The 26,742-nt window shown below is 66.0% G+C and carries 27 protein-coding genes and 4 tRNA genes; 4 read left to right on the top strand and 27 right to left on the bottom strand.

Translation table 11 applies throughout. The features are described from left to right. The first annotated feature begins 28 nt into the window (after window positions 1-28). Window positions 29-406: a thioredoxin gene (gene trxA, locus B9P64_RS04125; RefSeq protein ID WP_085314936.1), complete on the top strand. Its 378-nt coding sequence runs from the start codon at window positions 29-31 to the stop codon at window positions 404-406. Further along, window positions 403-1,632, top strand: coding sequence for a formate-dependent phosphoribosylglycinamide formyltransferase (purT, locus tag B9P64_RS04120; RefSeq protein ID WP_085314935.1), 1,230 nt, complete (start codon window positions 403-405; stop codon window positions 1,630-1,632). The genes trxA and purT overlap by 4 nt, the downstream gene beginning before the upstream one ends. On the opposite strand, the gene B9P64_RS04115 is transcribed toward purT, so the two are convergent. From B9P64_RS04115 to uvrC, 11 genes are all read right to left on the bottom strand, one after another. Further along, window positions 1,598-2,284, bottom strand: a complete 687-nt coding sequence (locus B9P64_RS04115) for an HAD family hydrolase (RefSeq protein WP_085314934.1) — start codon at window positions 2,282-2,284, stop codon at window positions 1,598-1,600. The genes purT and B9P64_RS04115 overlap by 35 nt on opposite strands. Before the next feature lie 77 nt (window positions 2,285-2,361). Next, window positions 2,362-2,438 (bottom strand) — tRNA-Arg (locus tag B9P64_RS04110). A gap of 95 nt (window positions 2,439-2,533) precedes the next feature. After that, on the bottom strand, window positions 2,534-3,235 hold the full coding sequence (locus B9P64_RS04105; RefSeq protein WP_085314933.1) for a TetR/AcrR family transcriptional regulator: 702 nt from the start codon (window positions 3,233-3,235) through the stop codon (window positions 2,534-2,536). A gap of 323 nt (window positions 3,236-3,558) precedes the next feature. After that, window positions 3,559-3,651: transfer RNA gene (locus tag B9P64_RS04100), tRNA-Ser, on the bottom strand. A 79-nt stretch (window positions 3,652-3,730) separates the two neighbouring features. Next, the gene (locus B9P64_RS04095; protein ID WP_085314932.1) at window positions 3,731-4,987 is read right to left on the bottom strand and encodes an aspartate kinase; all 1,257 of its coding nucleotides are present in this window, start codon (window positions 4,985-4,987) and stop codon (window positions 3,731-3,733) included. A gap of 113 nt (window positions 4,988-5,100) precedes the next feature. Then, window positions 5,101-5,436 carry a DUF4144 family protein gene (locus B9P64_RS04090; protein ID WP_085314931.1) on the bottom strand — a complete coding sequence of 112 codons (336 nt, stop codon included), beginning with the start codon at window positions 5,434-5,436 and terminating at the stop codon, window positions 5,101-5,103. Further along, window positions 5,433-7,841 (bottom strand): heavy metal translocating P-type ATPase, encoded by a 2,409-nt coding sequence (locus tag B9P64_RS04085; RefSeq protein WP_085314930.1) that lies wholly within the window; start codon window positions 7,839-7,841, stop codon window positions 5,433-5,435. Before B9P64_RS04085 ends, B9P64_RS04090 begins: the two co-directional genes overlap by 4 nt. 228 nt (window positions 7,842-8,069) lie before the next feature. Further along, window positions 8,070-8,143 (bottom strand) — tRNA-Cys (locus tag B9P64_RS04080). A gap of 71 nt (window positions 8,144-8,214) precedes the next feature. Continuing rightward, window positions 8,215-8,290: transfer RNA gene (locus tag B9P64_RS04075), tRNA-Gly, on the bottom strand. Window positions 8,291-8,436: 146 nt separating this feature from the next. Further along, complete coding sequence (gene pgsA / locus B9P64_RS04070; RefSeq protein ID WP_085314929.1) at window positions 8,437-9,024, bottom strand: CDP-diacylglycerol--glycerol-3-phosphate 3-phosphatidyltransferase; 588 nt, start codon at window positions 9,022-9,024, stop codon at window positions 8,437-8,439. A 49-nt stretch (window positions 9,025-9,073) separates the two neighbouring features. After that, entirely contained in the window at window positions 9,074-10,954 is a 1,881-nt protein-coding gene (gene uvrC / locus B9P64_RS04065) for an excinuclease ABC subunit UvrC (protein WP_085314928.1), read from the bottom strand. A gap of 32 nt (window positions 10,955-10,986) precedes the next feature. Between uvrC and earP the strand changes: the two genes are divergently transcribed. Together earP and efp are read left to right on the top strand one after the other, a co-directional pair. Then, window positions 10,987-12,069 carry an elongation factor P maturation arginine rhamnosyltransferase EarP gene (gene earP / locus B9P64_RS04060; RefSeq protein ID WP_085314927.1) on the top strand — a complete coding sequence of 361 codons (1,083 nt, stop codon included), beginning with the start codon at window positions 10,987-10,989 and terminating at the stop codon, window positions 12,067-12,069. Window positions 12,070-12,136: 67 nt separating this feature from the next. Continuing rightward, on the top strand, window positions 12,137-12,697 hold the full coding sequence (gene efp / locus B9P64_RS04055; RefSeq protein WP_085314926.1) for an elongation factor P: 561 nt from the start codon (window positions 12,137-12,139) through the stop codon (window positions 12,695-12,697). 121 nt (window positions 12,698-12,818) lie between these two features. Here the strand turns inward: efp and nagZ are convergent, their stop codons facing one another. The 16 genes from nagZ to B9P64_RS03975 form a co-directional block, all read right to left on the bottom strand. Continuing rightward, the gene (gene nagZ / locus B9P64_RS04050; RefSeq protein WP_407919674.1) at window positions 12,819-13,829 is read right to left on the bottom strand and encodes a beta-N-acetylhexosaminidase; all 1,011 of its coding nucleotides are present in this window, start codon (window positions 13,827-13,829) and stop codon (window positions 12,819-12,821) included. Between the two features lie 131 nt (window positions 13,830-13,960). Beyond that, a complete protein-coding gene (pdxJ, locus tag B9P64_RS04045; protein WP_085314924.1) occupies window positions 13,961-14,710 on the bottom strand; it encodes a pyridoxine 5'-phosphate synthase in 750 nt (249 codons plus the stop codon). Next, window positions 14,707-15,540 carry a DNA repair protein RecO gene (gene recO / locus B9P64_RS04040; RefSeq protein WP_085314923.1) on the bottom strand — a complete coding sequence of 278 codons (834 nt, stop codon included), beginning with the start codon at window positions 15,538-15,540 and terminating at the stop codon, window positions 14,707-14,709. The genes pdxJ and recO overlap by 4 nt, the downstream gene beginning before the upstream one ends. Continuing rightward, complete coding sequence (gene era, locus B9P64_RS04035) at window positions 15,527-16,432, bottom strand: GTPase Era (RefSeq protein WP_085314922.1); 906 nt, start codon at window positions 16,430-16,432, stop codon at window positions 15,527-15,529. Before era ends, recO begins: the two co-directional genes overlap by 14 nt. After that, window positions 16,429-17,184, bottom strand: a complete 756-nt coding sequence (gene rnc, locus B9P64_RS04030) for a ribonuclease III (protein WP_085314921.1) — start codon at window positions 17,182-17,184, stop codon at window positions 16,429-16,431. The genes era and rnc overlap by 4 nt, the downstream gene beginning before the upstream one ends. A 10-nt stretch (window positions 17,185-17,194) precedes the next feature. Continuing rightward, complete coding sequence (locus tag B9P64_RS04025) at window positions 17,195-17,548, bottom strand: DUF4845 domain-containing protein (RefSeq protein ID WP_085314920.1); 354 nt, start codon at window positions 17,546-17,548, stop codon at window positions 17,195-17,197. Window positions 17,549-17,552: 4 nt separating this feature from the next. Continuing rightward, entirely contained in the window at window positions 17,553-18,437 is an 885-nt protein-coding gene (gene lepB, locus B9P64_RS04020) for a signal peptidase I (protein WP_085314919.1), read from the bottom strand. Window positions 18,438-18,441: 4 nt separating this feature from the next. Beyond that, window positions 18,442-20,235, bottom strand: coding sequence for a translation elongation factor 4 (gene lepA / locus B9P64_RS04015; protein WP_085314918.1), 1,794 nt, complete (start codon window positions 20,233-20,235; stop codon window positions 18,442-18,444). A gap of 109 nt (window positions 20,236-20,344) precedes the next feature. Then, window positions 20,345-20,902 (bottom strand): RseA family anti-sigma factor, encoded by a 558-nt coding sequence (locus tag B9P64_RS04010; RefSeq protein WP_176256710.1) that lies wholly within the window; start codon window positions 20,900-20,902, stop codon window positions 20,345-20,347. Next, window positions 20,899-21,543, bottom strand: a complete 645-nt coding sequence (rpoE, locus tag B9P64_RS04005) for an RNA polymerase sigma factor RpoE (protein ID WP_085315093.1) — start codon at window positions 21,541-21,543, stop codon at window positions 20,899-20,901. The genes B9P64_RS04010 and rpoE overlap by 4 nt, the downstream gene beginning before the upstream one ends. Window positions 21,544-21,794: 251 nt before the next feature. After that, on the bottom strand, window positions 21,795-22,250 hold the full coding sequence (locus tag B9P64_RS04000) for a hypothetical protein (RefSeq protein WP_085314916.1): 456 nt from the start codon (window positions 22,248-22,250) through the stop codon (window positions 21,795-21,797). A 3-nt stretch (window positions 22,251-22,253) separates the two neighbouring features. Continuing rightward, a complete protein-coding gene (gene fabF / locus B9P64_RS03995) occupies window positions 22,254-23,486 on the bottom strand; it encodes a beta-ketoacyl-ACP synthase II (RefSeq protein WP_085314915.1) in 1,233 nt (410 codons plus the stop codon). Between the two features lie 162 nt (window positions 23,487-23,648). After that, window positions 23,649-23,885 (bottom strand): acyl carrier protein, encoded by a 237-nt coding sequence (acpP, locus tag B9P64_RS03990; protein WP_085314914.1) that lies wholly within the window; start codon window positions 23,883-23,885, stop codon window positions 23,649-23,651. Window positions 23,886-24,026: 141 nt separating this feature from the next. Then, window positions 24,027-24,791, bottom strand: coding sequence for a 3-oxoacyl-ACP reductase FabG (gene fabG, locus B9P64_RS03985; RefSeq protein WP_085314913.1), 765 nt, complete (start codon window positions 24,789-24,791; stop codon window positions 24,027-24,029). Between the two features lie 14 nt (window positions 24,792-24,805). Further along, window positions 24,806-25,735, bottom strand: a complete 930-nt coding sequence (gene fabD / locus B9P64_RS03980; protein ID WP_085314912.1) for an ACP S-malonyltransferase — start codon at window positions 25,733-25,735, stop codon at window positions 24,806-24,808. A 30-nt stretch (window positions 25,736-25,765) separates the two neighbouring features. Next, window positions 25,766-26,740: a beta-ketoacyl-ACP synthase III gene (locus B9P64_RS03975; protein WP_085314911.1), complete on the bottom strand. Its 975-nt coding sequence runs from the start codon at window positions 26,738-26,740 to the stop codon at window positions 25,766-25,768. Between the last annotated feature and the right edge of the window lie 2 nt (window positions 26,741-26,742).

The raw sequence follows: 26,742 nt of genomic DNA, 5'->3' as shown, positions 1-26,742 counted from the left end.
TCGGGGCTCCCCTCTCAAAGGAGCCGCCATGGCCACCGTCGAAGTCACCGATGACAACTTCAAGGAAGTCATCGACAACAATCCGATTGTCATCCTCGATTTCTGGGCGACGTGGTGCGGGCCGTGCAAGGGCTTCGCGCCCGTGTTCGAGGCCGCTGCCGAGAAGCACACCGACATCGTCTTCGGCAAGGTCGACACCGATCAGCAGCAGGAGCTGTCGGGCGGCTTCAACATCCGCTCGGTGCCCACGCTGATGGTGCTGCGCGACCGGATCATGATTTACCGCGAGGCCGGTGCCATGAATGCCGGCGGCTTCGAGCAGCTGATCCAGCAGGTGCGCGACCTCGACATGGACGCGATCCGCGCCGAGCTGGCCGAGGTGCAGAAGAACGAGGGCCAGGCATGACGAAACCGCTCGGTACGCCGCTGTCGCCGTCGGCCACGCGGGTCATGCTTCTCGGGTCGGGCGAGCTGGGCAAGGAGGTGCTCATCGCGCTCCAGCGGCTCGGCGTCGAGACCATCGCGGTCGACCGCTACGACAACGCGCCGGGCCAGCAGGTCGCGCATCGCTCGCACACCCTCGCCATGACCGATCCGGCGCAACTGCGCGCCGTGATCGAGGCCGAGCGGCCCGATCTCGTCGTGCCCGAGATCGAGGCCATCGCCACGCCGCTGCTGCAGGAGCTGGAAGCGGCCGGCGTGGTGCGGGTGGTGCCCAATGCGCGCGCCGCGCGACTCACGATGGATCGCGAAGGCATCCGCCGCCTCGCCGCCGAGACGCTCGGCCTGCCGACCAGCCCCTATGCCTTCGCCGACACGCTCGACGAATTGCAGGCCGCCATCGACGCGGGCATCGGCTATCCGTGCATGGTCAAGCCGGTGATGAGTTCATCGGGCAAGGGCCAGAGCAAGGTCGACGGCCCGGGCGACGTGAAGGCCGCCTGGGATTACGCTCAGGCTGGCGGCCGCGTCGGCGCCGGACGCGTCATCGTCGAGGGCTTCATCGACTTCGATTACGAGATCACGCTGCTGACCGTGCGGGCCCAGGGCGCGGCGGCGAGCGTCGCCACGCACTTCTGCGCGCCGATCGGCCATGTGCAGGTGCACGGCGATTACGTCGAGAGCTGGCAGCCCTGCGCGATGGCGCCGCTCGCGCTGCAACGCGCGCAGGAGGTGGCCGCAGCGGTCACGGGCGCGCTCGGCGGCGATGGGGGTTTCGGCCTCTACGGCGTCGAGCTGTTCGTGAAGGGCGAGCAGGTGTGGTTCAGCGAAGTGTCGCCGCGACCGCACGACACCGGGCTGGTCACGCTCGTCACGCAATGGCAGAACGAGTTCGAGCTGCATGCGCGCGCCATCCTCGGCCTGCCGGTGGACACGGCGCTGCGCAGCGCCGGCGCGTCGGCGGTGATCTACGGCGGCATCGAGGCGAAGGACATCGTGTTCGACGGCGTCGCCGAAGCGCTCGCGGTGCCCGGCACAGAGCTGCGGCTGTTCGGCAAGCCCGAGAGCTTCGTGCGTCGGCGCATGGGCGTGGCCCTCGCGCATGCCGCCGATACCGACACCGCGCGCGTCAACGCCAAGACCGCTGCCGGTCGGGTCAAGCCGCGGAAGCCGGCCGATCCGACTCGATGATCGGCCAGCCCTGCTCCAGCGCCACGGCGCGCAGCCGCGCGTCGGGCATGACCGCCACCGGATGCGTCACATGGCGCAGCAGCGGCAGATCGTTGGCCGAATCGCTGTAGAAGACCGTCGCGTCGAAGCTCGACCAGTCATGGCCGAGCTTCGCCAGCCAGGCGCCCACGTTGACGATCTTGCCGTCGCGGTAGTTGAGCGTCCCGGCCACCTCGCCGGTGATGCGCGCAGCGTCATCCGTACCGGCGATGACCAGTTCCGTCGCCACCAGATGCTCGAAACCGAAGATGTCGCGGAAGGCCTCGGCAATGAAGCCGCTGGTCGCGGTGACGAGACAGCACAGATCGCCCGCCTGCCGATGCTGCTGCACCAGCGCATGCGATTCGGCCGCGATCGCCGGGCGCACGCCGTCGCGCCATTCATCGCGCCAGCCACGCAACACGCTCACAGGATGGCCACGCAACAGCGCGAAGTACTCGCGATTCAGATCGCGCAAATCCACCTTGCTGGCGACATAGTCGTGGCAGAAGCCCAGATAGCGCTCGGCGAACAACGCCGGCACCGCACCGCGCGCGATCAGGAAGTCGAGCCAGCTTGCGCCGCTGTCATAAGGGATAAGCGTGTGATCGAGATCGAATAGCGCGAGTTTCATGACCGAATCGGCTTCCGGAAATGCAAAAGCCCGAACGGTGATTGACCGATCGGGCTTTTGAGAACTGCAATAAATTCTGGTGCGGCTGGCAGGATTCGAACCCACGACCCCCTGGTTCGTAGCCAGGTACTCTATCCAACTGAGCTACAGCCGCAAAGAAAATCGATTATAGCCTGATTTTCTGAAAAGGCAAACTGCAATGTGTTTTGCTGCTTGCCTCGCCCACAAGGTTGTTGCGGGAGACGCGCACTATACATGCTTTTCTGATTTTTGCAAGCATTGCGGTCGATAGATTTTCAGGAAGGCATCTGCTGCGGCAACCGCATTCCGATCCAGGTCGCGCGGCTTGACGCTCAAGCCCAGCAGCAGTCTGGGCATCGCCGCATCCCGCACCATCCCGAGAAACTGCGATGCCGCCGTCGAAGCGTCATCGATTTGCAATCGCCCATCGGCACGCAGCTTTTCAAGCCATTTGATCAGCCGCGTACGCCCGAATTGAGTCACGCTCGCACGATGAAATGCTTCAGCCAATTGCGGAAAGCGGGAACTTTCCGCAATCACGTTGCGAGTAAGAGAGAGCGTCTCGGGATCAGTCATCACGGCCACGATATTGCGCCCGAGTTTTTCGAATGCCGGCTGCAAATCATCGTCGTCATGCACGACGAGAGGATCGTCGACGACCCTTCTATTAGCTTTCAGCGCAACTGAAATTTCGAATAACTGCTCTTTCGAGCGCACGAATTTATAAACAGTGGTCTTGGAAACCCGGGCTTCGCGTGCCACGCGCTCGACGGTAACCGGGCCATATCCTTCGAGAAGAAACAGTCGCGAAGCAATCTCCAGAACCCGATCGCGGGTCTGATCAAGACGCCCGGACACTTGCATTGCCTGAGATGGCGTTGCCGAATCCTTCTCCGGAATCGCATTTGATTTATCGCGACGCTTTGACATGTCCACCTCAACAGAAGGTGGTCGATAGTCACTCAAATCGCGAAGTCGAATTCGCGTGCAAAAACCAAAGGAGCGCAAGGTTTCACATCTGCCATCATCGGGTGATGCCGTACCGCGACATTCATTCCATGATAAAGACAGAATTATCCATGGCGAATTTCGTTATTTGAAATTGTCGACATTCATCGCCTATCAATCAGCTCAATTGCACCATGGGATTCGTTCTCTCCAACCACATCACTTTCGCGGCGCCAATGCAAAAACCCCGGCGGCGACAGTTTCAATGAATGAAAACTGTCGCCGCCGGGGTTGTGCAAATCGGTTGGCGGAGACGAAGGGATTCGAACCCTTGATGCAGCTCTTCACCGCATACTCCCTTAGCAGGGGAGCACCTTCGGCCTCTCGGTCACGTCTCCAGCCGAGCTCGCGATTCTAGCGATGATCGCGAGCGAAGGCAAACGATCAATCAGACCGCGTGGGCGGCCGCCACAGGTCTCAGGCGGCGCTGCCTTCCAGCTCGAAAGCCTTGTGCAGTGCGCGCACCGCCAGTTCCATGTACTTGTCGGCGATCACGACCGAGATCTTGATTTCGGACGTGGAAATCATCTGGATGTTGATGCCCTCGTTGTAGAGGGTTTCGAACATGCGGCTGGCGATGCCCACATGCGAACGCATGCCGATGCCCACTGCGCTCACCTTGCAGACTGCCGGATCGCCGACGATTTCCTTCGCGCCAATGTCCGGTTTCACCTGGGTGTTGAGCACGTCGAGCGCCTTGGCCAGTTCGCCGCGCGCGACGGTGAACGAAAAGTCGGTGAAGCCCTGCACCGACTGGTTCTGGATGATCACGTCGACATCGATGTTGGCCTCGGCGATGGGGCCGAGGATCTTGAACGCGATGCCCGGCTTGTCGGGCACGCCGAGCACGGTGATCTTGGCTTCATCGCGGCTGAAGGCGATGCCGGAGATGACAGCGGTTTCCATCTTTTCGTCTTCCTCGAAGGTAATCAGGGTGCCCGAAACCATTTCGTCTTCGAGCGGAATGAGCGGATCGGTCAGGCTCGACAGCACGCGGGTGCGCACGCGGTACTTGCCGGCGAATTCGACCGAGCGGATTTGCAGGACCTTGGAGCCGAGCGAGGCCATTTCCAGCATCTCTTCGAAGCTGATGACCTTGAGCCGGCGCGCTTCGGGCACGACGCGCGGATCCGTGGTGTAGACGCCGTCGACGTCGGTGTAGATCAGGCATTCCTCGGCCTTGAGCGCAGCCGCGACGGCAACCGCCGAGGTGTCCGAGCCGCCACGGCCGAGCGTGGTGATGTTGCCGTCGGGGTCGACGCCCTGGAAGCCGGTGATGACGACCACCTTGCCGGCATCGAGATCGGCGCGCACGCGCACGTCGTCGATGGAGGCGATGCGCGCCTTGGTGAAGGCCGAGTCGGTCTTGACTGGCACCTGCCAGCCGGCGTAGCTGACCGCCGGCACGCCTTCGCTTTGCAGCGCGAGCGCCAGCAGGCCGACCGAGACCTGCTCGCCGGTGGCGGCGATGACATCGAGCTCGCGCGGATCGGGATTGCTCGACAGCTCCTTGGCGAGGCCGAGCAGCCGGTTGGTCTCGCCCGACATCGCGGACGGGACGACGACGATCTGATGCCCGGCGCGAACCCATTTGGCGACGCGGCGCGCGACATTGCGGATGCGTTCCGTCGAGCCCATCGACGTGCCGCCGTACTTGTGAACGATCAAAGCCATGATGTTGCCGAGTGAAGGAATGACCGGCGCGCCGAGCGCCGCAATCGCGGCACCGACCCGACGTAACAAAAGCCTTCGATTATATGACGCGCGTTTTACCGACCCAGCCGCCGTCAATCGGCGCTTTGCCCGACCAGCGCAAAGCCCTCGGCCAGATCGCGCAATTCGATCTTGCTGACGCAGCACTGCCCGGCCGCCGACAGATGGCGCCGGACCAGATCGGAGAAGGCCGCGAGCGCGATGACCTCGCCGCCATGTTCGAGCGGCGGCGGCGCCGAACTGCCCGGCAGCGCACGAAAGACGCGGCCGTCTGCATCGATCACGCGGTCGTTTGCATGCGGGCGCCAGTAGACGAAATCCGCATCGGCGCGCCAGTGCGCCTCGTCGCGGATCGGCAGCAGTTCATCGAGGCCGTGCTGCTGCAGCAGTGCCGGCCAGCGCGGCGTCATGCGGCGCTCCGGCGGGCGCGCCAGCGACGCAACGCGAGCGCGTTGGTGACGACGCTCACGCTGCTGAACGCCATCGCCGCGCCGGCGATCATCGGGCTGAGCAGCCCGGCCGCCGCGAGCGGAATGCCGACCACGTTGTAGGCAAAGGCCCAGAACAGGTTCTGCCGGATCTTGGCGCAGCTGCGACGCGAGATGTCGATGGCGTCGGCGACCAGCGCCGGATCGCCGCGCATCAGCGTGATGCCGGCGGCATGCATGGCCACGTCGGTGCCGGTGGACATGGCGATGCCGACATCGGCGGCGGCGAGCGCGGGCGCATCGTTGATGCCGTCGCCGACCATCGCCACGCGGCTGCCGTCGGCGCGCAGGGCCGCGACGATGCCGGCCTTGTCCTCGGGCAGCACTTCGGCGCGCACATCGTCGATGCCGAGCGCACGCGCAACCGCCTCGGCACTGCCACGGTTGTCGCCGCTGATGAGCAGGGTGCGGATGCCGGCCGCATGCAGCGCGCGAATTGCCGCCTCGGCGCCGGGCTTGAGCGTGTCGCCGAAAGCGAGCAGGCCGAGCAGCTGGCGGTCGTCGGTCGAGGCCAGCCAGGACACCGTGCTGCCCTCGGCCTGAAGCGCATCTGCACGCGCTTGCAGCGGCGCGAGATCGATGCCGAGTTCGGTCATCCAGCGCGCGCTGCCGAGGCGCAGTTCGCGGCCATCGACCTGGGCCGCCATGCCGCGACCGGGCCAGGCGCGCAGCCCGGTTGCCGCCGGCAGCCGCAGTCCGTCACGCTGCGCCGCCTGGATCACGGCCAGCGCCAGCGGATGCTGGCTGCCCGACTGGATCGCCGCAGCCGCCGCCAGCAATGCCGCGGCGTCGCCGTTCACCGCAGTGCAAGCCAGCAGCGTGGGCCGGCCGAGCGTGAGCGTGCCGGTCTTGTCGAACGCCACCACCGTCACCTCGCGCGCCAGTTCCAGCGCCTGCGCATCCTTGATGAGAATGCCCTGCCGCGCCGCCGCGCCGGTGCCGACCATGATGGCCGTCGGCGTCGCCAGCCCGAGCGCGCAGGGACAGGCGATGACCAGCACGCCGACCGCATTGAGGATGGCGCGGCTCCAGTCGCCGCCGGCCAGCCCCCAGCCCAGCAGCGTCGCCAGCGCAATGCCGATCACCACCGGCACGAACACCGCCGCCACCCGATCGACCCGCTGCTGGATCGGCGCCTTGCCGGCCTGGGCGTTCTCTACCAGCCGCACGATGCGCGCGAGCGTGGTTTCGGCGCCGACCGCCGTCACGGCGATCAGTAGCAGGCCATCGCCGTTCACCGCGCCGCCGGTCACGCGGTCGCCCGGGCCGCGCGCCACCGGCAGGCTCTCGCCGGTGATGAGCGATTCATCGAGCTGGCTGTCGCCGTCGGTCACCGTGCCGTCGGCCGGCAGGCGCTCGCCGGGCCGCACCACCACCACATCGCCCACGCGCAGTTGCGCCAGCGGAATGTCGACATCGCCGTCGGCGCGCCGCAGCCGCGCGGTTTCGGGCCGCAGCGCATTCAGCGCCCGGATCGCCTCGGTCGTCTGGCGTCGCGCCCGCGCCTCCAGCCATTTGCCCAGCCGCACCAGCGTGATGACCACTGCCGCCGCCTCGAAATACAGCGGCGGCATCGCCGACTGCGTGGTCGCCAGCGTCCACAGGCTCAGCCCGAAAGCCGCCGAAGTGCCCAGCGCCACCAGCAGATCCATGTTGCCGGCGCCCGCGCGCAGCGCATTCCAGCCAGCGCGATAGAACCGCGCGCCGAGCCAGAACTGCACCGGCGTCGCCAGCGCCAGCTGCAGCCAGCCATCGAGCATGAGATGCGCGCCGGCCAGTTCCGCCAGCATCGGCAGCAGCAGCGGCGCGGTGAGCAGCGCCGCAATCGCCACGTACCAGCCGTCGCGCGCGGCGGCGCGCTGCGGGTCCGGGCGCTCGGCCGCGCCCGGCATGCGCGGCGTGTAGCCGGCGCGCTCGATGGCAGCGGCAAGCGCGGCGTCGTCGTCCGATTGGCCGGCGAGCCGCAGCGTCGCGGTCTCGGTCGCCAGATTGACTTCGGCCGACAGCACGCCCGGCACGCGCGCCAGCGCCTTCTCGACCCGCGCCACGCAGGATGCGCAAGTCATGCCGTCCACGCCGATGCGCAGCAGCCGCGTGCCCACCGAGAAACCCGCGCGCTCGACCGCGCCGCGCAAGGCGTCGAAGCCGAGTTCGCCGGCGGCGCGCACGCTCGCCGTCTCGGTCGCCAGATTGATGCTTGCCGACTCCACGCCGGGCACGCGCCGCAGCAGCTTCTCGATCCGGCCGGCGCAGGCGGCGCAGGTCATGCCCTCGACGGGAAAGCGCCAGTCGCGCGCAGCGGGCTTGCTATCGGGAATGCCGTCCATGAGATCGCAGCTCCTTGCCATCTGGCGCGCGGCCGCATATCGACACGGCGCGCCCGCCATGAAAGCGGCAGATTGTGCGCCGCTGCATGCGCCGGGATGAATTGCGCTTGCCAGGCCGATGGCGAGCGAACTCAACCGGAACGGCGGCGGGCACTGCGGAAGGAATCGAACGGTTGTGCGAGGCCGCCGGAGAAATCGACGGTGCAATCAACCGAACATTGGAATGACTGGAGGCGGGTGCCGGAATCGAACCGACGTACGCGGATTTGCAATCCGCTGCATCACCACTCTGCCAACCCGCCAGGGCAAGCGCCGGAATGAACTCTCGGCGCAGACAGCAAAAAGGGAAGCTTGCGCTTCCCTTTTCTTGAATTGGAGCGGGAGACGAGGCTCGAACTCGCGACCTCAACCTTGGCAAGGTTGCGCTCTACCAACTGAGCTACTCCCGCATTGTTCAAACAGCCTGACTAATCGCTAACGCTTTCGTCTGATTGTTTGCTGAATTTGCGTTCAGCGCTGAACAGAGATTGCAAGTATAGGGGGATTTTTCTGTTTGTCAAACACTGGCATTCGCCAACTTGCAGGTGTGTCATTTTTACGACTTCGTTCGCTCGGCAATTTGCGGCCAGGCGCGTTGCAGGTAGTACAGCATGCTCGCCACGGTCAGCAGCGCCGCCACCCAGGCCAGCCAGTCGCCGATGCGGCCCACATCGAGCGCGATGCCCGCCACGACCACCGGCTCGTAGTACAGCAGCATCGGGATCGCGACCATCTGGGCGGCGGTCTTCACCTTGCCGATCATGTTCACCGCCACCGCTTTCGAGGCGCCGATCTGCGCCATCCATTCGCGCAGCGCGCTGATGGTGATTTCGCGGCCGATGATGACCAGCGCGATGAACTCGTTGACGCGTTGCAGCTTGAGCAGCATGAGCAGCGCAGCCGCCACCATGAGCTTGTCGGCGACTGGATCGAGGAAGGCGCCGAACTGCGAGGTCTGGTTCCAGCGCCGCGCCAGATAGCCGTCGAACCAGTCGGTGAGCGCGGCAGCCGCGAACACCGCCGTCGCGATCAGGTTCTGCATCGGCCGCGAGACGACGTCCTCGGGCAGGTAGAAGATTCCGACGATGAGCGGAATCAGCACGATGCGCGCCCAGGTCAGCAGGATGGGGAAGTTGAATGGCATAAGCACGCGATTCTAGCGACGGCCCGGCGGCCGTCCTGGCGTGTTGCTTTCAATGCAGGCGCCGATAGATTTCCTCGGCCAGCGTGCGCGAGATGCCTTCGACCGAGGCGAGGTCGTCGATGCTGGCATTGGACACGCCGCGCAGCCCGCCGAATCGCGTGAGCAGCCGTTGCCGCCGCTTGGCGCCGATGCCCTCGATCTCCTCCAGCGCCGACACCTGGCGCGCCTTGGCCCGCTTGGCGCGCATGCCGGTGATGGCAAACCGGTGCGCCTCGTCGCGGATCTGCGCCACCAGCATCAGCGCGGCGCTTTCCTGGCCCAGCAGCAGATCGGGCCGGGCATCGGCGAACACCAGCGTTTCGAGCCCGACCTTGCGGTTCTCGCCCTTCTTCACGCCGACCAGCACCGACATGTCGAGACCCAGCTCGGCGAACACCTGGCGCGCGATTTCCACCTGCCCGGTGCCGCCGTCGATCAGCACGATGTCGGGCAGCACGATCTCGCCGTCGGCCACCTTGGAGTAGCGCCGTGTCAGCACCTGGCGCATCGCGGCGTAGTCGTCGCCGGGCGTGATGCCGGTGATGTTGTAGCGCCGGTACTCGGCGTTCTGCATCGCGTGCTGGCTGTAGACCACGCATGACGCCTGCGTCGCCTCGCCGGCGGTGTGGCTGATGTCGAAGCACTCGATGCGCAGCGCTTCGAGGTCGTCGGCGCCGAGTTCCATGCCGAGCGTGTCGGCCAGCGCGGCGGTGCGCGCCTGCGCCGAACCCTGCTCGGCCAGATTGCGCGCGAGCGCGATCTCGGCATTGCGCGCGCATTGCTCAAGCCAGCCGCGCCGCTGGCCTTGCGGCTGATGCAACCAGCTGACGCGCCGCTGCGCCACTTCCACCAGCGCTTCCTGCACCGGCTCCATCGCCGGCGTGAACTCGCCGATGACGACGGCCGGCAGCGGCTGGTCGGCGTAGTGCTGCACCACGAAGGCTTCGAGCACGCGCTCGGCGAGCGGACGGTTGTCGTCGAGCGCGTCGGCATCGACCAGATGCTTGGGGAAGTAGGCGCGGTCGCCCAGATGCCGGCCGCCGCGCACCATCGCCAGATTGACGCAGGCGCGGCCGCCGCCGACCGCCACCGCGAGGATGTCGATGTCGGCGTTGTCGGCCACCTCCATCGATTGCTGGTGCAGCACCTTGCCGAGCGCCGACAGCCGGTTGCGCACGACGGCGGCTTCCTCGAAACGCAGTTCCTCGGCCAGCGCGGTCATGCGGTTTTCCAGCTCGCGCATCACTTCGGCATGGTCGCCGCGCAGGAAGCGCATCGCGGCCTGAACGTCGCCGGCATAGGCCTCGTGGCTGATCTTGTCGACGCAGGGCGCGGTGCAGCGCTCGATCTGGTGCAGCAGGCAGGGCCGCGTGCGGTTGCTGTAGACCGAGTCCTCGCAGGTGCGCAGCTGGAACACTTTCTGAAGGATCTGGATCGACTGCTTGACCGCCCAGGCGCTCGGATAGGGGCCGAAGTACTGGTTCTTCTTGTCGACCGAGCCGCGGTAATAGGCCATGCGCGGAAAGCGGTGCGCGGTCAGCTTGAGAAAGGGATAGCTCTTGTCGTCGCGGAACAGGATGTTGAAGCGCGGCGCGAGCGTCTTAATGAGATTGTTTTCGAGCAGCAGCGCTTCGGCCTCGGAGCGCGTGACCGTGGTCTCGATGCGCGCGATGCGGGCGACCATGCGCGCGATGCGCTCGCTCGACACCCGCGTGAGGAAATAGCTCGACACGCGCTTCTTCAGGTCGCGCGCCTTGCCGACGTAGAGCGCGGTGCCGGCGGCGTCGAAATAGCGGTAGACGCCGGGCATGTTCGGCAGGCTGCGGACGATCGCCTTCGGATCGAAGTCGGGCGCGGCGGCGGGTTCAGGCAGGGCTTCGGGTTCGGACATGGACAATCACGCGACTGAGACTGCCGACGATTATGACCATCACCCCGCCCGCCGTTCCCGCGCCTCGCGCCGACCTCTTCTGCCGTGTCATCGACAACCTCGGCGATGCCGGCGTGTGCTGGCGGCTCGCGCGCAATCTGGCGCACGACTTCGGCTGGCGGGTGCGGCTGGTCATCGACGATCTGGCGAGCCTGGCCTTCATCGCGCCCGAGCTTGCAGCCGACCGCGCGCTTCAGTACGTGCAAGGGATTGCAGTCGAGCGCTGGCATGACGGCGTGCTGCCCGACGCTGCGGCGCCGCCCCGGCTGGTCGTCGAAGCCTTTGCCTGCGAGCTGCCCGACGGCTATGTCGCCGCCCTCGCCCGCCTGCCGGCCGCGCCGCGCTGGATCAATCTCGAATACCTGACCGCCGAGCCGTTCGCGCGCGACTGGCACGGCCTGCCGAGTCCGCATCCGCGCCTGCCGCTGGTCAAGCATTTCCATTTCCCGGGCTTCGAGGCGGGCGGTGGCGGGCTGATCGTCGAGCCCGCGCTGCGCAATCACGCTGGCGCCAGTGCGCCGGAAGCGGCAAGCGATGCCCCGTTGCGGCTGTTCGTCTTCACCTATCCGACGCCCGCGCTTGCCAGCCTGGTCGCTGCGCTCGATGCCACATCGCGCCCGAGCGTGCTGGCGCTCGCGCCCGGCCGCGCCGAACCGCCGCTGCCGCGCGCGCCGCAGGTCGCCATCGAGCGGCTCGCGCCGGTGGCTCAGCCCGCCTTCGACGACTGGCTGCGCAGTGCCGATCTCTGCCTGGTGCGCGGCGAGGATTCCTTCGTGCGCGCCCAGCTGCTCGGTCGGCCCTTCGTCTGGCACATCTACCGCCAGGACGACGACGCGCATCTGGCCAAGCTCGCCGCCTTCGAAGCGCTTTACGCCCGCGATCTGCCGCCGCCCGTCGCGCGGGCCTGGATCGATTTCCAGCAGGCGTGGAACACGAATGGCGCCGTGGCGCCGCACTGGCCGGCGCTGCTCGCCGCGCTGCCTGCGCTGGCGCGGCATGCAGCGCGCTGGCGCGACCGGCTGCTGGCTCTGCCCGATCTCGGCAGTCAACTCGCGGCTGTCAACGTCGCGGGTTAGAATCGCCGGCTTTGTCAACTCTGGCGCCGACGCGTTTTGCGGGCGCCTTACCCGCAGGGTTTCCCGTATGAAGACCGCTCAGGAACTGCGCGCCGGCAACGTGATCATGGTCGGCACCGAGCCGATGGTCGTGCAAAAGGCCGAGTACAACAAATCCGGCCGCAATGCCGCCGTCGTCAAGATGAAGATGAAGGGCCTGCTTTCTGGCTCGGGCACCGAAACCGTCTACAAGGCCGACGACAAGTTCGACGTGCTGGTGCTGGACCGCAAGGAAGTGACCTTCTCGTATTTCGCCGATCCCATGTATGTGTGGATGGACGCGGAATACAACCAGTACGAAATCGAAGCCGAGAACATGGGCGACGCCCTGAGCTATCTCGAAGAAGGCATGCCGGCTGACGTGGTGTTCTATAACGACCGCGCCATTTCGGTGGAACTGCCGACCTCGCTGGTGCGCGAAGTCATCTATACCGAACCCGCCATCAAGGGCGATACCTCGGGCAAGGTGCTCAAGCCGGCCAAGCTCGCCACCGGCTTCCAGATTCCGGTGCCGCTGTTCGTCGAAATCGGCGACAAGATCGAAATCGATACCCGCACCCATGAATATCGCAGCCGCGTGAAGGGCTGATTCGCCGCAAGCGCATGGCAGCCCGAATTCAATTCGGGCTGCACAAACAAAAAGCCGTCGTGTTCATCGCACGACGGCTTTTTGTTTTGAGCGGCTCAAATCCGTGGATCTGGCCGCTTGCTCAAAGCGATTTGAGAATCTTGAAAGCGGCGGCGTATTTGTCGCTGGCGCGCAAGGCTTCCCATTCGGGTGCGGCGGCCGTGGGCTTGAGCGCCGCAATCCGCGCCACGCTGGCCGCCGGCAGCGGCTGCTCGATGCCATCGAGCAACTTGTCGAGCCGGTCGGGCTTGTTGCAGGCCAGCAGCATGTCGCAGCCGGCGCGCAGCGCGGCATGCGCCGAGGCGACCACATCGCCCACCACGCGTGCGCCTTCCATGTTGAGGTCGTCGCTGATGATGACGCCGAGGAAGCCCAGCTTCTGGCGCAACACCTTCTGCAGCCAGATCGGCGAGAACCCGGCCGGCAGGCTGTCCACCTCGGGATAGACCACATGCGCCGGCATCACCGCCGCCAGCCCGATGCCGAACCAGCCGTAGGGCGCAGCGTCGTTTTCGAGAATGGTGTCGAGCGAGCGCTCATCGAGCGGCAACGCCAGATGCGAATCGGCCGACGCCCAGCCATGCCCGGGGAAATGCTTGCCGCAATTGCCCATGCCGGCCAGCGCCATGCCGTGCGTGAGCGCCTGCGCCAATAGCGTGACGGTACGCGGATCGTGATGAAAGGCGCGATCGCCGATCACTTCCGAATGATCCCAATCCAGATCGAGCACCGGCGCAAAACTCAGATCGATGCCGCAGGCGCGCAATTCGCTGGCCAGCACATAGCCGACGGCACTCGCTGCGCGTACCGCTTCGAGCTTGCTGGGCGAATCGTCACGATCCCAGAGCTTGCCGATGCGGCGCATTGGCGGCAGCGAAGTGAATCCGTCGGAACGAAAACGCTGGACCCGTCCGCCTTCATGATCGACGGCAATGATCAATTCGGGTCGCAATTCGCGAATGGCGGAAGTCAGGGCCATCAGCTTTGCCCGCGTTTCGAAATTGCGCGCAAAAAGAATGACGCCGCCGGTATTGGGATGGAGCAATCGCCGACGATCGGCCTCGCTGATTTCCAGCCCTTCGATGTCGATCATGACCGGCCCAAGCGCGGGAATTGAGGAACTCATCGTGCTGGCAGACATGAAGAAGTAATAAAGGAATCGAGCACTCTATCGGGAAAGCACTGGGCAGCAAAGCATTGCATCGCCCGGCGACTGCCGGATGTTCAGCCGCCGAGCGACCGGGCACCGGGACGCGCGGCAATCAGCAGCGCCTTCATTTCGCGCACCGCCGCCGCCCAGCCGATGAACAGCGCGCGCGCGACGATGGCGTGACCGATGTTCAGCTCGGCGATGCCGTCGAGCGCCGCGACCGGGCCGACGTTGTCGATGTTGAGCCCGTGCCCGGCATTCACCTTGTCGAATCCCGCACGCAAGCCGGCGGCGACACCGACCCGCACCCGCTCGAATTCCTGCGCGCGCGCTGCGTCGTCATGCGCATCGGCATAGCGGCCGGTGTGCAGCTCGATGACCGGCGCGCCGGCCGCATGCGCGGCTTCGATCTGGCGTTCGTCGGGGTCGATGAACAGCGACACGCGCACGCCGGCCGCCGTCAGCGCGGCGGTCACGGCACGCACGCGCTCGAACTGGCCGGCCACGTCGAGGCCGCCTTCGGTCGTGAGCTCCTCGCGCCGCTCGGGCACCAGGCAGACGTCGTGCGGCCGCACTTCGAGCGCGAAGGCGGTCATCTCGTCGGTGACGGCCATCTCCAGGTTCATGCGAGTACGCAAGCGAGCGCGGATGGCGCGCACGTCGGCGTCGCGGATGTGGCGCCGGTCTTCGCGCAGGTGCAGCGTGATGGCGTCGGCGCCGGCGTCCTCGGCAAGCAGCGCGGCTTCGAGCGGATCGGGATAGACGGTGCCGCGCGCGTTGCGCACGGTGGCCACGTGGTCGATGTTGACGCCGAGTTCGATCATAGGGATTGGAGTTCGGTGAGGATCTGGCGCGAGTTGAGCGGCCGGCCCGCGAGCACGCCGGCGAGCAGATGGCGCATCACCATCTTGGCCTGCTGGCGCGTGCGCGGATCGGAATAGTCGTCGGCTTCGATGTCGAGCAGGGTCTTGCCGTCGGCCACGAGCAGATCGTGGCTGTCGCCGTGGCTGAGCTCGCGCACGCCCAGCCCGGCCATGACCACATAGCGCCGGCCGGGTTCCACCGCCGCGCCGGCGAGCGTGCGGTCGAGTACCGCGCCATAGCCGATCTCGCGCAGCAGCAGCCGTTCGAAGCGGCGCAGCACGGCGTCCTGCGCCAGGCCGGCGGCAAGCTCGTTGAGCGCCAGCAGATAGCCGCCGAACAGCGCCGGATGGGCATCCTCGCGCGCCAGCAGCTTGAGCAGCAGCTCGTTCATGTAGAAGCCGCACAGCAGCGCGGTCTCGCGCAGCGCCGGCTGGCCGCCGACAAAGGCCGCGCCGGTCAGCGTCTTGACCTCGCCACGCCCGGTCCAGGCCAGCAGCAGCGGCTGCATCGACACCAGCACCGTGCGCAGCGCCGAATGCGGCCGGCGCGCGCCCTTGGCGACCAGCGCCACGCGACCGTGATCGCGCGTGAAGGTCTGGATGACGAGGCTGGTTTCCTTGTAGGGCGTGGCGTGCAGCACATAGCCCGGCGCATTGGCGATGCGCTCCGGGCGCTCGCTGCTGCTGCTGGCGCGGCGCGCGCGCTTGGCGGCCGGCACGCCGGCGGCGCGGCTCAGCGGCTCGGCGGCGACCGGCGATGAGAGCGGTTCGCCGGCCTCAGTCGTAGCCATAGGCGCGCAGCCCGGCTTCGTTGTCGGCCCAGCCCGACTTGACCTTGACCCACAGCTCCAGATGCACGCCGCGCTCGAACATGGCCTCCATGCCCTTGCGCGCCTCGGTGCCGATGCGCTTGATGCGCTCGCCACCGGCGCCAATCATGATCGCGCGCTGGCTTTCGCTCGCCACCAGCAGATTGGCATGCACCTCGATGCGGCCCGGCTGGGTGGTCTCGTCGAACTTCTCGATCACCACCGTGCTCTCGTAGGGCAGCTCGTCGCCGATCAGCCGGAACACCTTCTCGCGGATGAGTTCGGCCGCCATGAACCGCATGCTGCGGTCCGTGACTTCGTCTTCGGCGTACATCGGCTCGCCGAGCGGCAGCAGCTTGGCGGTCTCGGCGCGCAGCACGTCGAGCTGGATCGGCTTGGTCGCCGATACCGGCACCACCGCCGCGAAATCGCGCAGCTTGCTCACCTCGGCCACGAAGGGCAGCAGATCGTTCTTGCGCTCGACCCGGTCGACCTTGTTGAGCACCAGGATCACCGGCTTGTCGGCCGGCAGCAACGACAGCAGCTTGCGATCCTCGGGCCCGCAGCGCAGCGCCTCGATGACCCAGAGCACGCAGTCAATATCGCTCAGCGCCGAGGTGACCGCGCGGTTGAGCACACGGTTGAGCGCATTGCTGTGCTTGGTCTGATAGCCCGGCGTGTCGACGAACACGAACTGCACGCCCGGCTGAGTGTCGATGCCGAGAATGCGGTGGCGCGTGGTCTGCGCCTTGTCGGCCGTGATGCTCACCTTCTGGCCCACCAGCGCATTCAGCAAGGTGGACTTGCCCACATTGGGCCGACCGACGATGGCCACATGGCCGGCGCGCGAGGCGCTCGAAACTTCCTGGTTCATGACTTTCTCCGCTCGTCGGTGGCACCGGTGGCATTGGGTTCGCCGGCGACGCGCCGGGTGCGGGTATTGCGCGCCGGCAGCGCGGTGGCGATCTGCGCCAGCGCATCCTGCGCCGCATCCTGCTCGGCCGCGCGCCGGTTGGCACCACGCCCGACGGCCCGGATCTGGAGCCGCGCAATCGTGCATTCGACCTCGAACAACTGGTCGTGCGCCGCGCCGTGGGTGGCCAGCACCTTGTACACCGGCAGCGGCAGATGACGGCCCTGCAACTGCTCCTGCAACTCGGTCTTGGCGTCCTTGCGGATCGCCGTCGCGCCGAGCTGGTCGACGAGCGGCTGATAAAGCCGCGCAATCACCGAATACGCGGCGTCGAAACCGCCATCGAGCAGCACCGCGCCAAAGACCGCCTCGAGCGCATCGGCAATGATCGATGGCCGGCTCGCACCGCCGCTTTTCAATTCGCCTTCGCCGAGCCGCAGGTAATCGCTCAGATGCAATTGCTGACCGATATCGGCGAGCGTCTGCTGGCGCACGAGATTCGAGCGCACGCGCGACAGATCGCCCTCGTCGATATGCCGGAAATGCTCGAACAGCAGCCGCGCGATCGCGCAGCTCAATACGGCATCGCCGAGAAATTCGAGGCGTTCATTGTGTTCGGCCGCAAAGCTCCGGTGCGTCAATGCCTGCACCAGCAGGGCCGGATTGCGGAATTCGTAGGCGATCGGCTGGGCAAATTGCCGTGGATCGAGCATCAGAAACCCATCATCGCGACGAACTGCTGCCGGCGTAATCGATCAGCAGGCTGACCGGACCGAACAGCGGCAGCTTCTTTTCATAGGAAAAGGCCACGACCACGTTGCCGCCCGCATCCTTGGTGATTTCGAGATCGCGTGCAGTGACGGCAGTGAAATCGTCGACCATGGCCTGCTTGCTGAACAGGTCGCGCACTTCGGCCGGCGTGCTGCCCGAAGCCGCGCGCGCCACTGCCCGCTTGATCGCCTGGAATTCGATGAAGGACGGCACCAATTGCATGCCGGTGACTGCCACCAGACCGACAATTGCCGCCACCGCCAGCAAGCCGATGAGGCCGATTCCGCGCTGCTTGTGCTTGTTCATGATGTCAATGGAAACGACCGATACGGGTCAGATCGGAAAGATTCATCCACACGAAGAATGCCTTGCCGACGATATTGGCATCCGGCACAAAACCCCAATAGCGCGAATCGAGACTGTTGTCGCGATTGTCGCCCATCATGAAGTAATGACCGGCCGGCACCTTGCAGCGAAATCCGTGCACGTCATAGCTGCAATTTTCACGGCCGGCGAAACTTTCCGGCATTACCTCGGACGGTCGGCGCTCATCCACCAGAATGCGGTGCTGTACCGTGCCGGTGGTTTCCTGGAATTGCTGCAGATAGGAAACCCGGTCGCCATCGAAATAGTCGTCGACCCGCTCGGTGGCATACGGCTGGCCATTTACCGTCAACCGCTTGTCGCGATACACCACCTCGTCGCCCGGCACGCCGACCACACGCTTGATGTAATCGACGCTTTCATCCTTGGGATAACGAAACACCATCACGTCGCCACGCTCCGGCTTGCCGGTTTCGATCACCTTGCTGTTGATGACCGGCAAACGCACGCCGTAGCTGAATTTGTTGACCAGGATGAGATCGCCGACCAGCAGCGTCGGGATCATCGAGCCGGACGGAATCCGAAACGGCTCGACCACGAAAGAGCGCAGCAGGAATACGGTGACGATGACCGGAAAGAAGCCGCCGGTGTATTCGACCCAGACCGGCTCGCGCAGCAGCCGCTCGCGCAGCGCGCCGCGCTCCTTGGCCAGCGCATCGGCATTGCCAGTGGCACTGGCGGCACGCCGATCGAATTCGTCGAGCGCAGTGCGTGCGGTTGCAAGACGCCGACCGCGCAAATGCCAGCGGTCAAAGGCCCAGACCATCCCGCTCGCAATCGAGAGGACGAAAAGAATCAAGGCGAAATTCATGAATTTATTTGTCTTCGACCTGGAGAATGGCGAGGAAGGCTTCCTGCGGGATTTCGACCGTGCCGACCTGCTTCATGCGCTTCTTGCCGGCCTTCTGCTTTTCGAGCAGCTTCTTCTTGCGTGAAATGTCGCCGCCATAGCATTTGGCCAGCACGTTCTTGCGCAATGCCTTGATGTTCTCGCGCGCAATGATCGTGTTGCCGATCGCGGCCTGAATTGCCACGTCATACATCTGGCGCGGAATCAGTTCACGCATCTTGCTGGCCACATCGCGGCCGCGATTCTGCGAATTGGCCCGGTGCACGATGATCGACAGCGCGTCCACCTTTTCGCTGTTGATGAGCATGTCGACCTTCACCACATCGGCAGCGCGATATTCCTTGAACTCGTAATCCATCGAGGCATAGCCGCGCGACACGCTTTTCAGCCGGTCGAAGAAATCGAGCACGATCTCGCCGAGCGGAATGTCATAGGTCAGCATCACTTGCCGGCCGTGATACTGCATGTTCAATTGAATGCCACGCTTTTGCGTGGCCAGGGTGATGACCGATCCCACATGCTCCTGCGGCATGTAGAGATGCACCTCGACGACCGGTTCACGGATTTCGGTGATCTTGTCGGGCGGCGGCAGTTTGGACGGATTGTCCACCTCGATGACCGTGCCATCGGTCAGCAGCACCTGATAGATCACCGATGGCGCGGTGGTAATCAGGTCCATGTCGAATTCGCGCTCCAGCCGTTCCTGCACGATTTCCATGTGCAGCAGGCCGAGAAAGCCGCAGCGAAAGCCAAAGCCGAGCGCCTGCGAAACTTCCGGCTCGTATTGCAGCGCGGCGTCATTCAGCTTGAGTTTTTCGAGCGAATCGCGCAGCGCATCGTATTGATTGGCCTCGACCGGAAACAGGCCGGCAAACACCTGCGGCTTGACTTCCTTGAAACCGGGCAATGCCTCGGGCGCCGCCTTGCCGACGATGGTGAGCGTGTCGCCCACCTTGGCGTCCTTCAAATCCTTGATGCCGGCAATCACGAAACCCACTTCACCGGCATTCAGGCGATCGCGCTGGCGCGAATGCGGCGTGAATACGCCCACCTGCTCGCACAGATGATTGGCGCCGGTCGCCATGAAAAGGATCTTGTCCTTCGGCTTGAGCGAACCATTCACCACCCGCACCAGCATCACCACGCCGACGTAATTGTCGAACCAGGAATCGATGATGAGCGCCTGCAAGGGCTTGTCGACGGCGCCCGACGGCGCCGGAATGCGTGCGATGACGGCTTCGAGAATGTCGTCGATGCCCATGCCGGTCTTGGCGCTGGCGGGGATCGCATCGGTCGCGTCGATGCCGATCACATCCTCGATCTCGCTGCGCGCCTGATCAGGATCGGCCTGCGGCAGGTCCATCTTGTTGAGCACCGGCACGATGGACACGCCCAGCTCGATGGCGGTGTAGCAGTTGGCGACGGTCTGCGCCTCGACGCCCTGCGACGCGTCGACCACCAGCAGCGCGCCTTCGCAGGCGCTGAGCGAGCGCGAGACTTCGTAGCTGAAGTCGACATGCCCGGGCGTGTCGATGAGGTTGAGGTTGTAGACCTTGCCGTCGCGCGCCGTATAGCTCAGCGCGGCGGTCTGCGCCTTGATGGTGATGCCGCGCTCGCGCTCGATGTCCATCGAGTCGAGCACCTGTTCTTCCATCTCGCGGTCGGACAAGCCGCCGCAGCGCTGAATGATCCGGTCGGCCAGGGTGGACTTGCCGTGGTCGATGTGGGCGATGATGGAAAAATTGCGGATGTGCTGCATCGAGACTCGCGGATTGGGCGCTCCGACGGGCGCGGAGACAACCCGCGATTCTAGCCGATGGCCTCTGCGCCGAACGGCACCGCCGGCCGGGCGAGGCAGCGCAAGCCGGTCATCGGTGCGCGGGCCGATCCTGCATCGGCGCCGGATCGTCGAGGGCCGCCGGATGCGGCGACAGCGCCGCCGGCAGCGCCGGATTGTCGGCAATCAGCATGACCGGCGCGATGCCGCGCGGCGGCCCTGCCGCCAGGCCGGCAGCGCCCGTCGGCCTATCCAGCTGCCTTGCCGCGCCGGCCAGCACCGAGCGTTCGGACTGCGCCAGAAACACCAGCACCCCACCGATTGCCGCGAGCACCAGACTCAGCGCGGCCAGCAGCGGCGCGCGCGAATTGCACAGGCGGCGCGCGGCAGGCGCCGGCGGTTGGGCAGACGGCTCCAGCCGGTCGATGCGCTGCATGACCGCCCGCGCCGCCGCCATGTCGTCGACGTCAGGCGCGGGATTGCCTTGCAAGGCCTCGCGGCATTGCATCAGCTCTAGCCAACGCGCACGCAGGTCTTCTTCCGAGCTGAGCCGGTCGAGCAGACGCTCGACCTCGCTGGCGGGCAACTCGGCATCGATGAAGGCCGACAGCAGTTCGTCGTCCTCGCGATCGATACCGGATGGCTTCACCAGCGTTTCTCCTTGGAAGTGTCGAGCAGGGGGCGCAGACGCGCGGCAATCGCGTCGCGGGCGCGGAAGATGCGCGAGCGTACCGTGCCGATCGGGCAGCCCATCGACTGCGCGATCTCCTCGTAGCTGAGCCCGTCGATCTCGCGCAGCGTGATCGCGGTGCGCAGATCCTCGGGCAGATCGAGCATGGCCTGATTCACCGTTTCGGCGATCTGCTTGCTCATCAGCTCAGCCTCGGGCGTCGCGGTCTCTCTTAGTTGGCTCGCGTCCTCGAAAGTTTCAGCTTCTTCGACGCTGCTGTCGGCCATGGTCATGGCACGCCGGCCCTGCGCCACCAGAAAGTTCTTGGCGGTGTTGACCGCAATCCGGTACAGCCAGGTGTAGAAGGCCGCGTCGCCGCGAAACCGGGGCAGCGCGCGATAGGCCTTGATGAAAGCCTCCTGCGTGATGTCCTCGATCTCGACCGGATCGCGCACGAAGCGGCTCAGCAGCCGGTTCACCTTGCGCTGGTACTTCACCACCAGCAGCTCGAATGCGCGCTTGTCGCCGGCCTGAACCCGCTCGACCAGCAACTGGTCGGCCGCGCGCTCGCTGCTGTGGACGACCGCGCCGGGCAGCGCGGCGACAGCCTCGGCCAGCATGGCTTCGTCGACATCGGCCGCCGGATCGGCCTCGACCTCGCGTGGCGCGACGACTGCCGGCTCCCGCGTCGTCCAGCATGGCAATGCCTGCCCCAGGCCTTGGTCGAACATCGGAGCGATCTTCGCAGTCATCACAGCCAACCCGTTTCCAGTCGTGAAGGCTGGAGTCTAGATCAGTTCTGTCCTGGACAAATAGGCGGTTACAACGGAACACAGGCGGACAAATGCACATTCGTCCTGAACAAATATGGTCAGTGTCCAGGCGGCAGCGCCCAGCACATCCAGCGTCGCAACCGGGCCTGACGGGTGTCGGCCGCCGAGTCGAATTCAAGGATGTGATGGACGCGCCGGGCAGGAACGTCGACCGGATGCAGCGCCAACCAGAGCCAGCGGCCGCAGGCAAGCGGCGCGGCAGCCGGCAGCACGGCGACGCCGTCGATGCGCAGCAGGCCGTCGACACCCACGGCGATGTGCAGGCTGGCGGTGCGGCGCCGGCGGCGAGAATGCAATGCGAGGGAAAGTGCGAGCCCCATCGCGGCCTGCACGCGCCAGAAACGCGCGTCGGCGCCGGCGATGCGAAGGTAGTGGAGCCCGGCAAGACCGGCGACGAGAACCGCCGCCAGCAGGAAGACCTGCGCCAGCCGATGCAGGCGCAGGGGCGGCCCGGCCACGAACTCGAACGGTTCGGGCCAGGGCCGCCGCGTCATCGGTCAGATGCGCTTGAAGATCAGCGAACCGTTGGTTCCGCCAAAGCCGAAGTTGTTCTTCAGCGCCGCGTCGATGCGGACATCGCGCGCGGTGTTGGCGCAGTAATCAAGATCGCATTCCGGATCCTGATTGAAGATGTTGATGGTCGGCGGCACCACTTGGTTGTGGATGGCCAGCACCGTGAACACCGACTCCAGCCCGCCTGCGCCGCCGAGCAGATGCCCGGTCATCGACTTGGTGGAATTGACCACCAGCGACTTGGCGTGATCGCCGAACGCCTGCTTGATCGCCTGCGTCTCGTTGATGTCGCCGAGGGGGGTCGAGGTGCCGTGCGCATTGACGAACTGCACCGCATCCGGATTGAGCCCGGCATTGCGCAGCGCATTGACCATCGCGCGGCGCGGGCCATCGGTGTTGGGCGCCGTCATGTGATAGGCGTCGGCGCTGCGGCCGTAGCCGCCGATCTCGGCATAGATGCGGGCGCCACGCGCCTTCGCATGCTCGTACTCCTCGATCACCATCACGCCGCTGCCCTCGCCCAGCACGAAGCCGTCGCGGTCCTTGTCCCAGGGGCGCGAGGCGGTCGCCGGATCGTCGTTGCGCTGCGACAGCGCACGCGCCGCCGCGAAGCCGCCGATGCCGAGCGGCGACACCGTGGCCTCGGCGCCGCCGGCGATCATCACGTCGGCATCGCCGTACTCGATCATCCGCGAGGCCTCGCCGATGCAATGCAGGCCGGTGGTGCAGGCGGTGACGATCGCGATGTTCGGACCCTTGAGCCCGAAACGGATGCTCAGATGCCCAGAGATCATGTTGATGATCGAGCCCGGCACGAAGAACGGCGAGATGCGGCGCGGTCCCTTGTTGACGAGGTCGGCATGCGTGTCCTCGATCAGCGGCAGACCGCCGATGCCCGAGCCCACGACCACGCCGATGCGCTCGGCGTTTTCCTCGGTCACGACCAGACCGGAATCCTGGAAGGCCTGGATGCCGGCCGCCATGCCGTAATGGATGAAGGTATCCATGTGCCGGCCTTCCTTGGCGGGCACATAGCGTTCGAGCTCGAAGTTCTTCACCTCGCCGGCGAACCGGGTCGAGAAGTTGGTGGCATCGAACTTGGTGATCGGCACGATGCCGGACTGGCCGGCAACGAGATTCGTCCACGCCTCGGCAACCGTATTGCCGACCGGGGAGATGAGGCCGAGGCCTGTGACTACTACACGGCGTCGAGACATGCTGGGCTTGGGAGAACTAGGGAGAACGCCGGCACCGGGCGGTGCGGCGGGATCGCGCGCTGCCGTCGGACCGGAGGATGGTCGGACGGCGGCCGGTGCGCATCGGGTTGCCACTGGGGCGCCCTGGCGCGGCCGGCACTGCCGCGCGGAACAGTCCGCTGATTACTGCTTGGCAGCGCGGACGTAGTCGATGGCTTGCTGAACGGTGGTGATCTTCTCGGCTTCTTCGTCGGGAATTTCGGTTTCGAAGGCGTCTTCGAGGGCCATCACGAGTTCAACCGTATCGAGCGAATCAGCACCGAGGTCGTCGACGAAGATCGATTCGTTCTTGATGTCCGCTTCGGCAACGCCGAGTTGTTCAGCCACGATCTTCTTGACGCGGATTTCGATGTCGTCCATTTGCTCTCCTGAATGTGGAACGGCAAGACCTGAAACGGTGCTTGCAGTACGGCTTGCAGGGGGAAATCCCCGGGAAATGCGAGCCAAATCTAACCGCCGGATTTTAACAGTCTGCGTCGCGTGTCACCGGCTACGACACGCTCACATGTACATGCCGCCATTCACATGCAGCGTCGTACCGGTGATGTAGGCGGCTGCCGGCGAGGCCAGGAAGGCGACGGCGGCGGCGATGTCTTCGGGCTGGCCGAGTCGGCCGAGCGGAATCTGGCCGAGCAGCGCAGCGGTCTGCTTCTCGCCCAGATCCTTGGTCATGTCGGTAGCGATGAAGCCGGGCGCCACGCAGTTCACGGTGATGCCGCGGCTGCCGACTTCACGCGCCAGTGCGCGCGACAGACCGGCCACGCCGGCCTTGGCGGCGGCGTAGTTGGCCTGCCCCGGATTGCCCGACTCGCCGACCACCGAGGTGATGCTGATGATGCGGCCCTGACGCTGCTTCATCATCGGCTTGAGGGCGGCGCGCGCGAGGCGGAACACGGCCTTGAGATTGGTATCGATGACGGCGTCCCAGTCGTCGTCCTTCATGCGCATGGCGAGCGTGTCGCGCGTGATGCCGGCGTTGTTGACCAGCACGTTCAGCGCGCCGAGCGAGGCGACGATCTCGTCGACCAGCGCCTGCGACTTGGCGCCATCGTTCACGTCGAGCACCACGCCCTTGGAGCCGGCAGCGGCGCCCGCCTCGCCAAGCGCGGCCGAGATGCCGGCAGCGCCCGATTCCGACGTGGCGGTGCCGACGACAACGGCGCCCAGGCGCGCGAGTTCGAGCGCGATCGAGCGGCCGAGGCCGCGCGAGGCGCCGGTGACGAGGGCGATCTGGCCCGCGAGCGAGGAACGGTTCTCGATGGTCATGGCGTTGTCCTGTCTCAGGCGAGGGCGGCGCGCGTCGCGTCGAGCGAGGCGGCGTCGAAGATGTTGAAGGTTTGCAGGCCCGGCGCGATGCGCTTGACCAGGCCGGCCAGCACCTTGCCCGGACCGCACTCGACCACATGGGTCACGCCGAGCGTCTCGAACTGCTTGATGGTCTCGACCCAGCGCACCGGGCCGGCAGCCTGGCGCACCAGCGCATCCTTGATGCGGGCGGCGTCGGTCTCGACCGCGACATCGATGTTGTTGACCAGCGCGGCGTTGAGCGCGGCGAAGTTCTCTTCGGCCAGACGCCCGGCCAGCCGCTCGGCGGCCGGCTTCATCAGGCTGGAATGGAACGGCGCCGACACCGGCAGCGGCAGCGCGCGCTTGGCGCCGGCTGCCTTGGCCGCCACGCAGGCGCGCTCGACCGCCGCCTTGTGGCCGGCGATCACGGTCTGGGCCGTGTCGTTGAAATTGACCGCCTCGACCACTTCACCCTCGGCCGACTGGGCGCAGACCTCGGCAACCCTGGCGCCGTCGAGGCCGAGGATCGCGGCCATCGCGCCGACGCCGACCGGCACTGCCGTCTGCATCGCCTCGGCGCGAAAGCGCACCAGCGCCGCGCCTTGCGCCAGCGTCAGCGAACCGGCCGCGACCAGCGCCGAGTACTCGCCAAGGCTGTGACCGGCCACCACTTCCGGCGCCGCGCCGCCCGCCGCGATCCAGGCGCGGAAGAAGGCGACCGAACCGGCCAGCATGATCGGCTGGGTATTGGTCGTGAGATTCAGGTCCTCGGCCGGGCCGTCGGCCGCGAGCTTCCAGAGATCGACGCCGACCGCCTGCGAGGCTTCGGCGATGGCGGCCTCGACCACGGCATTGCCGGCGAAGCCGTTGAACATGCCGACGCTCTGCGAGCCCTGGCCGGGAAACACGAAGGCGAGTTTCATGGGATGTGTCCTGTGACGAAGGGGTCGCGGTCAGAAGCTGACGATCGCGCCGCCCCAGGTGAAGCCGCCGCCCACGCCTTGCAGCAGCACGTTGTGGCCCGGCTTGATGCGGCCGTCGCGCACCGCCACGTCGAGCGCCAGCGGCACCGACGCGGCCGAAGTATTGCCGTGCTTGTCCACCGTGACGATGAGCTTGTCGAGCGGCAGGCCGAGGCGCTTGGCCGTCGCATGCAGGATGCGCAGATTGGCCTGATGCGGAATGGTCCAGTCGAGCTGGTCGGCGGTCAGGCCGGCCATGTCGAGCAGCTCGCGCGCGTTCTGTTCCAGCACGCCGACCGCCAGCTTGAACACCGCCTGGCCTTCCATGCGCAGGAAGGGGTCGCCGGTGACCGCGCCGTTCGACACGCCGCCGGCGGTGCAGAGGATCTTGGCGTAGGAGCCGTCGGCATGCAGTCGCGTGGCGCGCACGCCCGGCGCCTCGGCCGCTTCGAGCACCACCGCGCCCGCGCCGTCGCCGAACAGCACGCAGGTCGTGCGGTCGTTCCAGTCGAGGATGCGCGAGAACACTTCGGCGCCGATGACCAGCGCGCGCTTGTAGGTGCCAGTGCGGATCAGCGCATCGGCCGTCGCCAGCCCGTAGACGAAGCCGCTGCACACCGCCTGCACGTCGAAGGCCGGACCACCCTTGATGCCGAGCGCCGCCTGCACGATGCAGGCCGTGCTCGGAAAGATCATGTCGGGCGTGGACGTGGCCAGCACGATCAGGTCGATGTCGCCCGGCTCGCGGCCGGCCGCTTCGAGCGCCTTGCGCGCTGCGGCGATGGCCAGCGTCGAACTCGATTCATCGGGCTCGGCCAGATAGCGCTGGCGAATGCCGGTGCGCTCGCCGATCCAGGCGTCGGAAGTCTCGATGCCGCGCGTCGCGAGTTCGGCCGCGAGCTGCTCGTTCGTCACGCAGCGCCTGGGCAAGGCGCTGCCGGTACCCACAATGCGTGTGAAGCTCATCG

The organism is Derxia lacustris (genome assembly GCF_002105195.1).
GTDB classification, from domain to species: domain Bacteria; phylum Pseudomonadota; class Gammaproteobacteria; order Burkholderiales; family Burkholderiaceae_E; genus Derxia; species Derxia lacustris.
The sequence above is the reverse complement of the archived record's forward strand: the minus strand, read 5'-3'. Positions and strand labels throughout refer to the sequence as shown.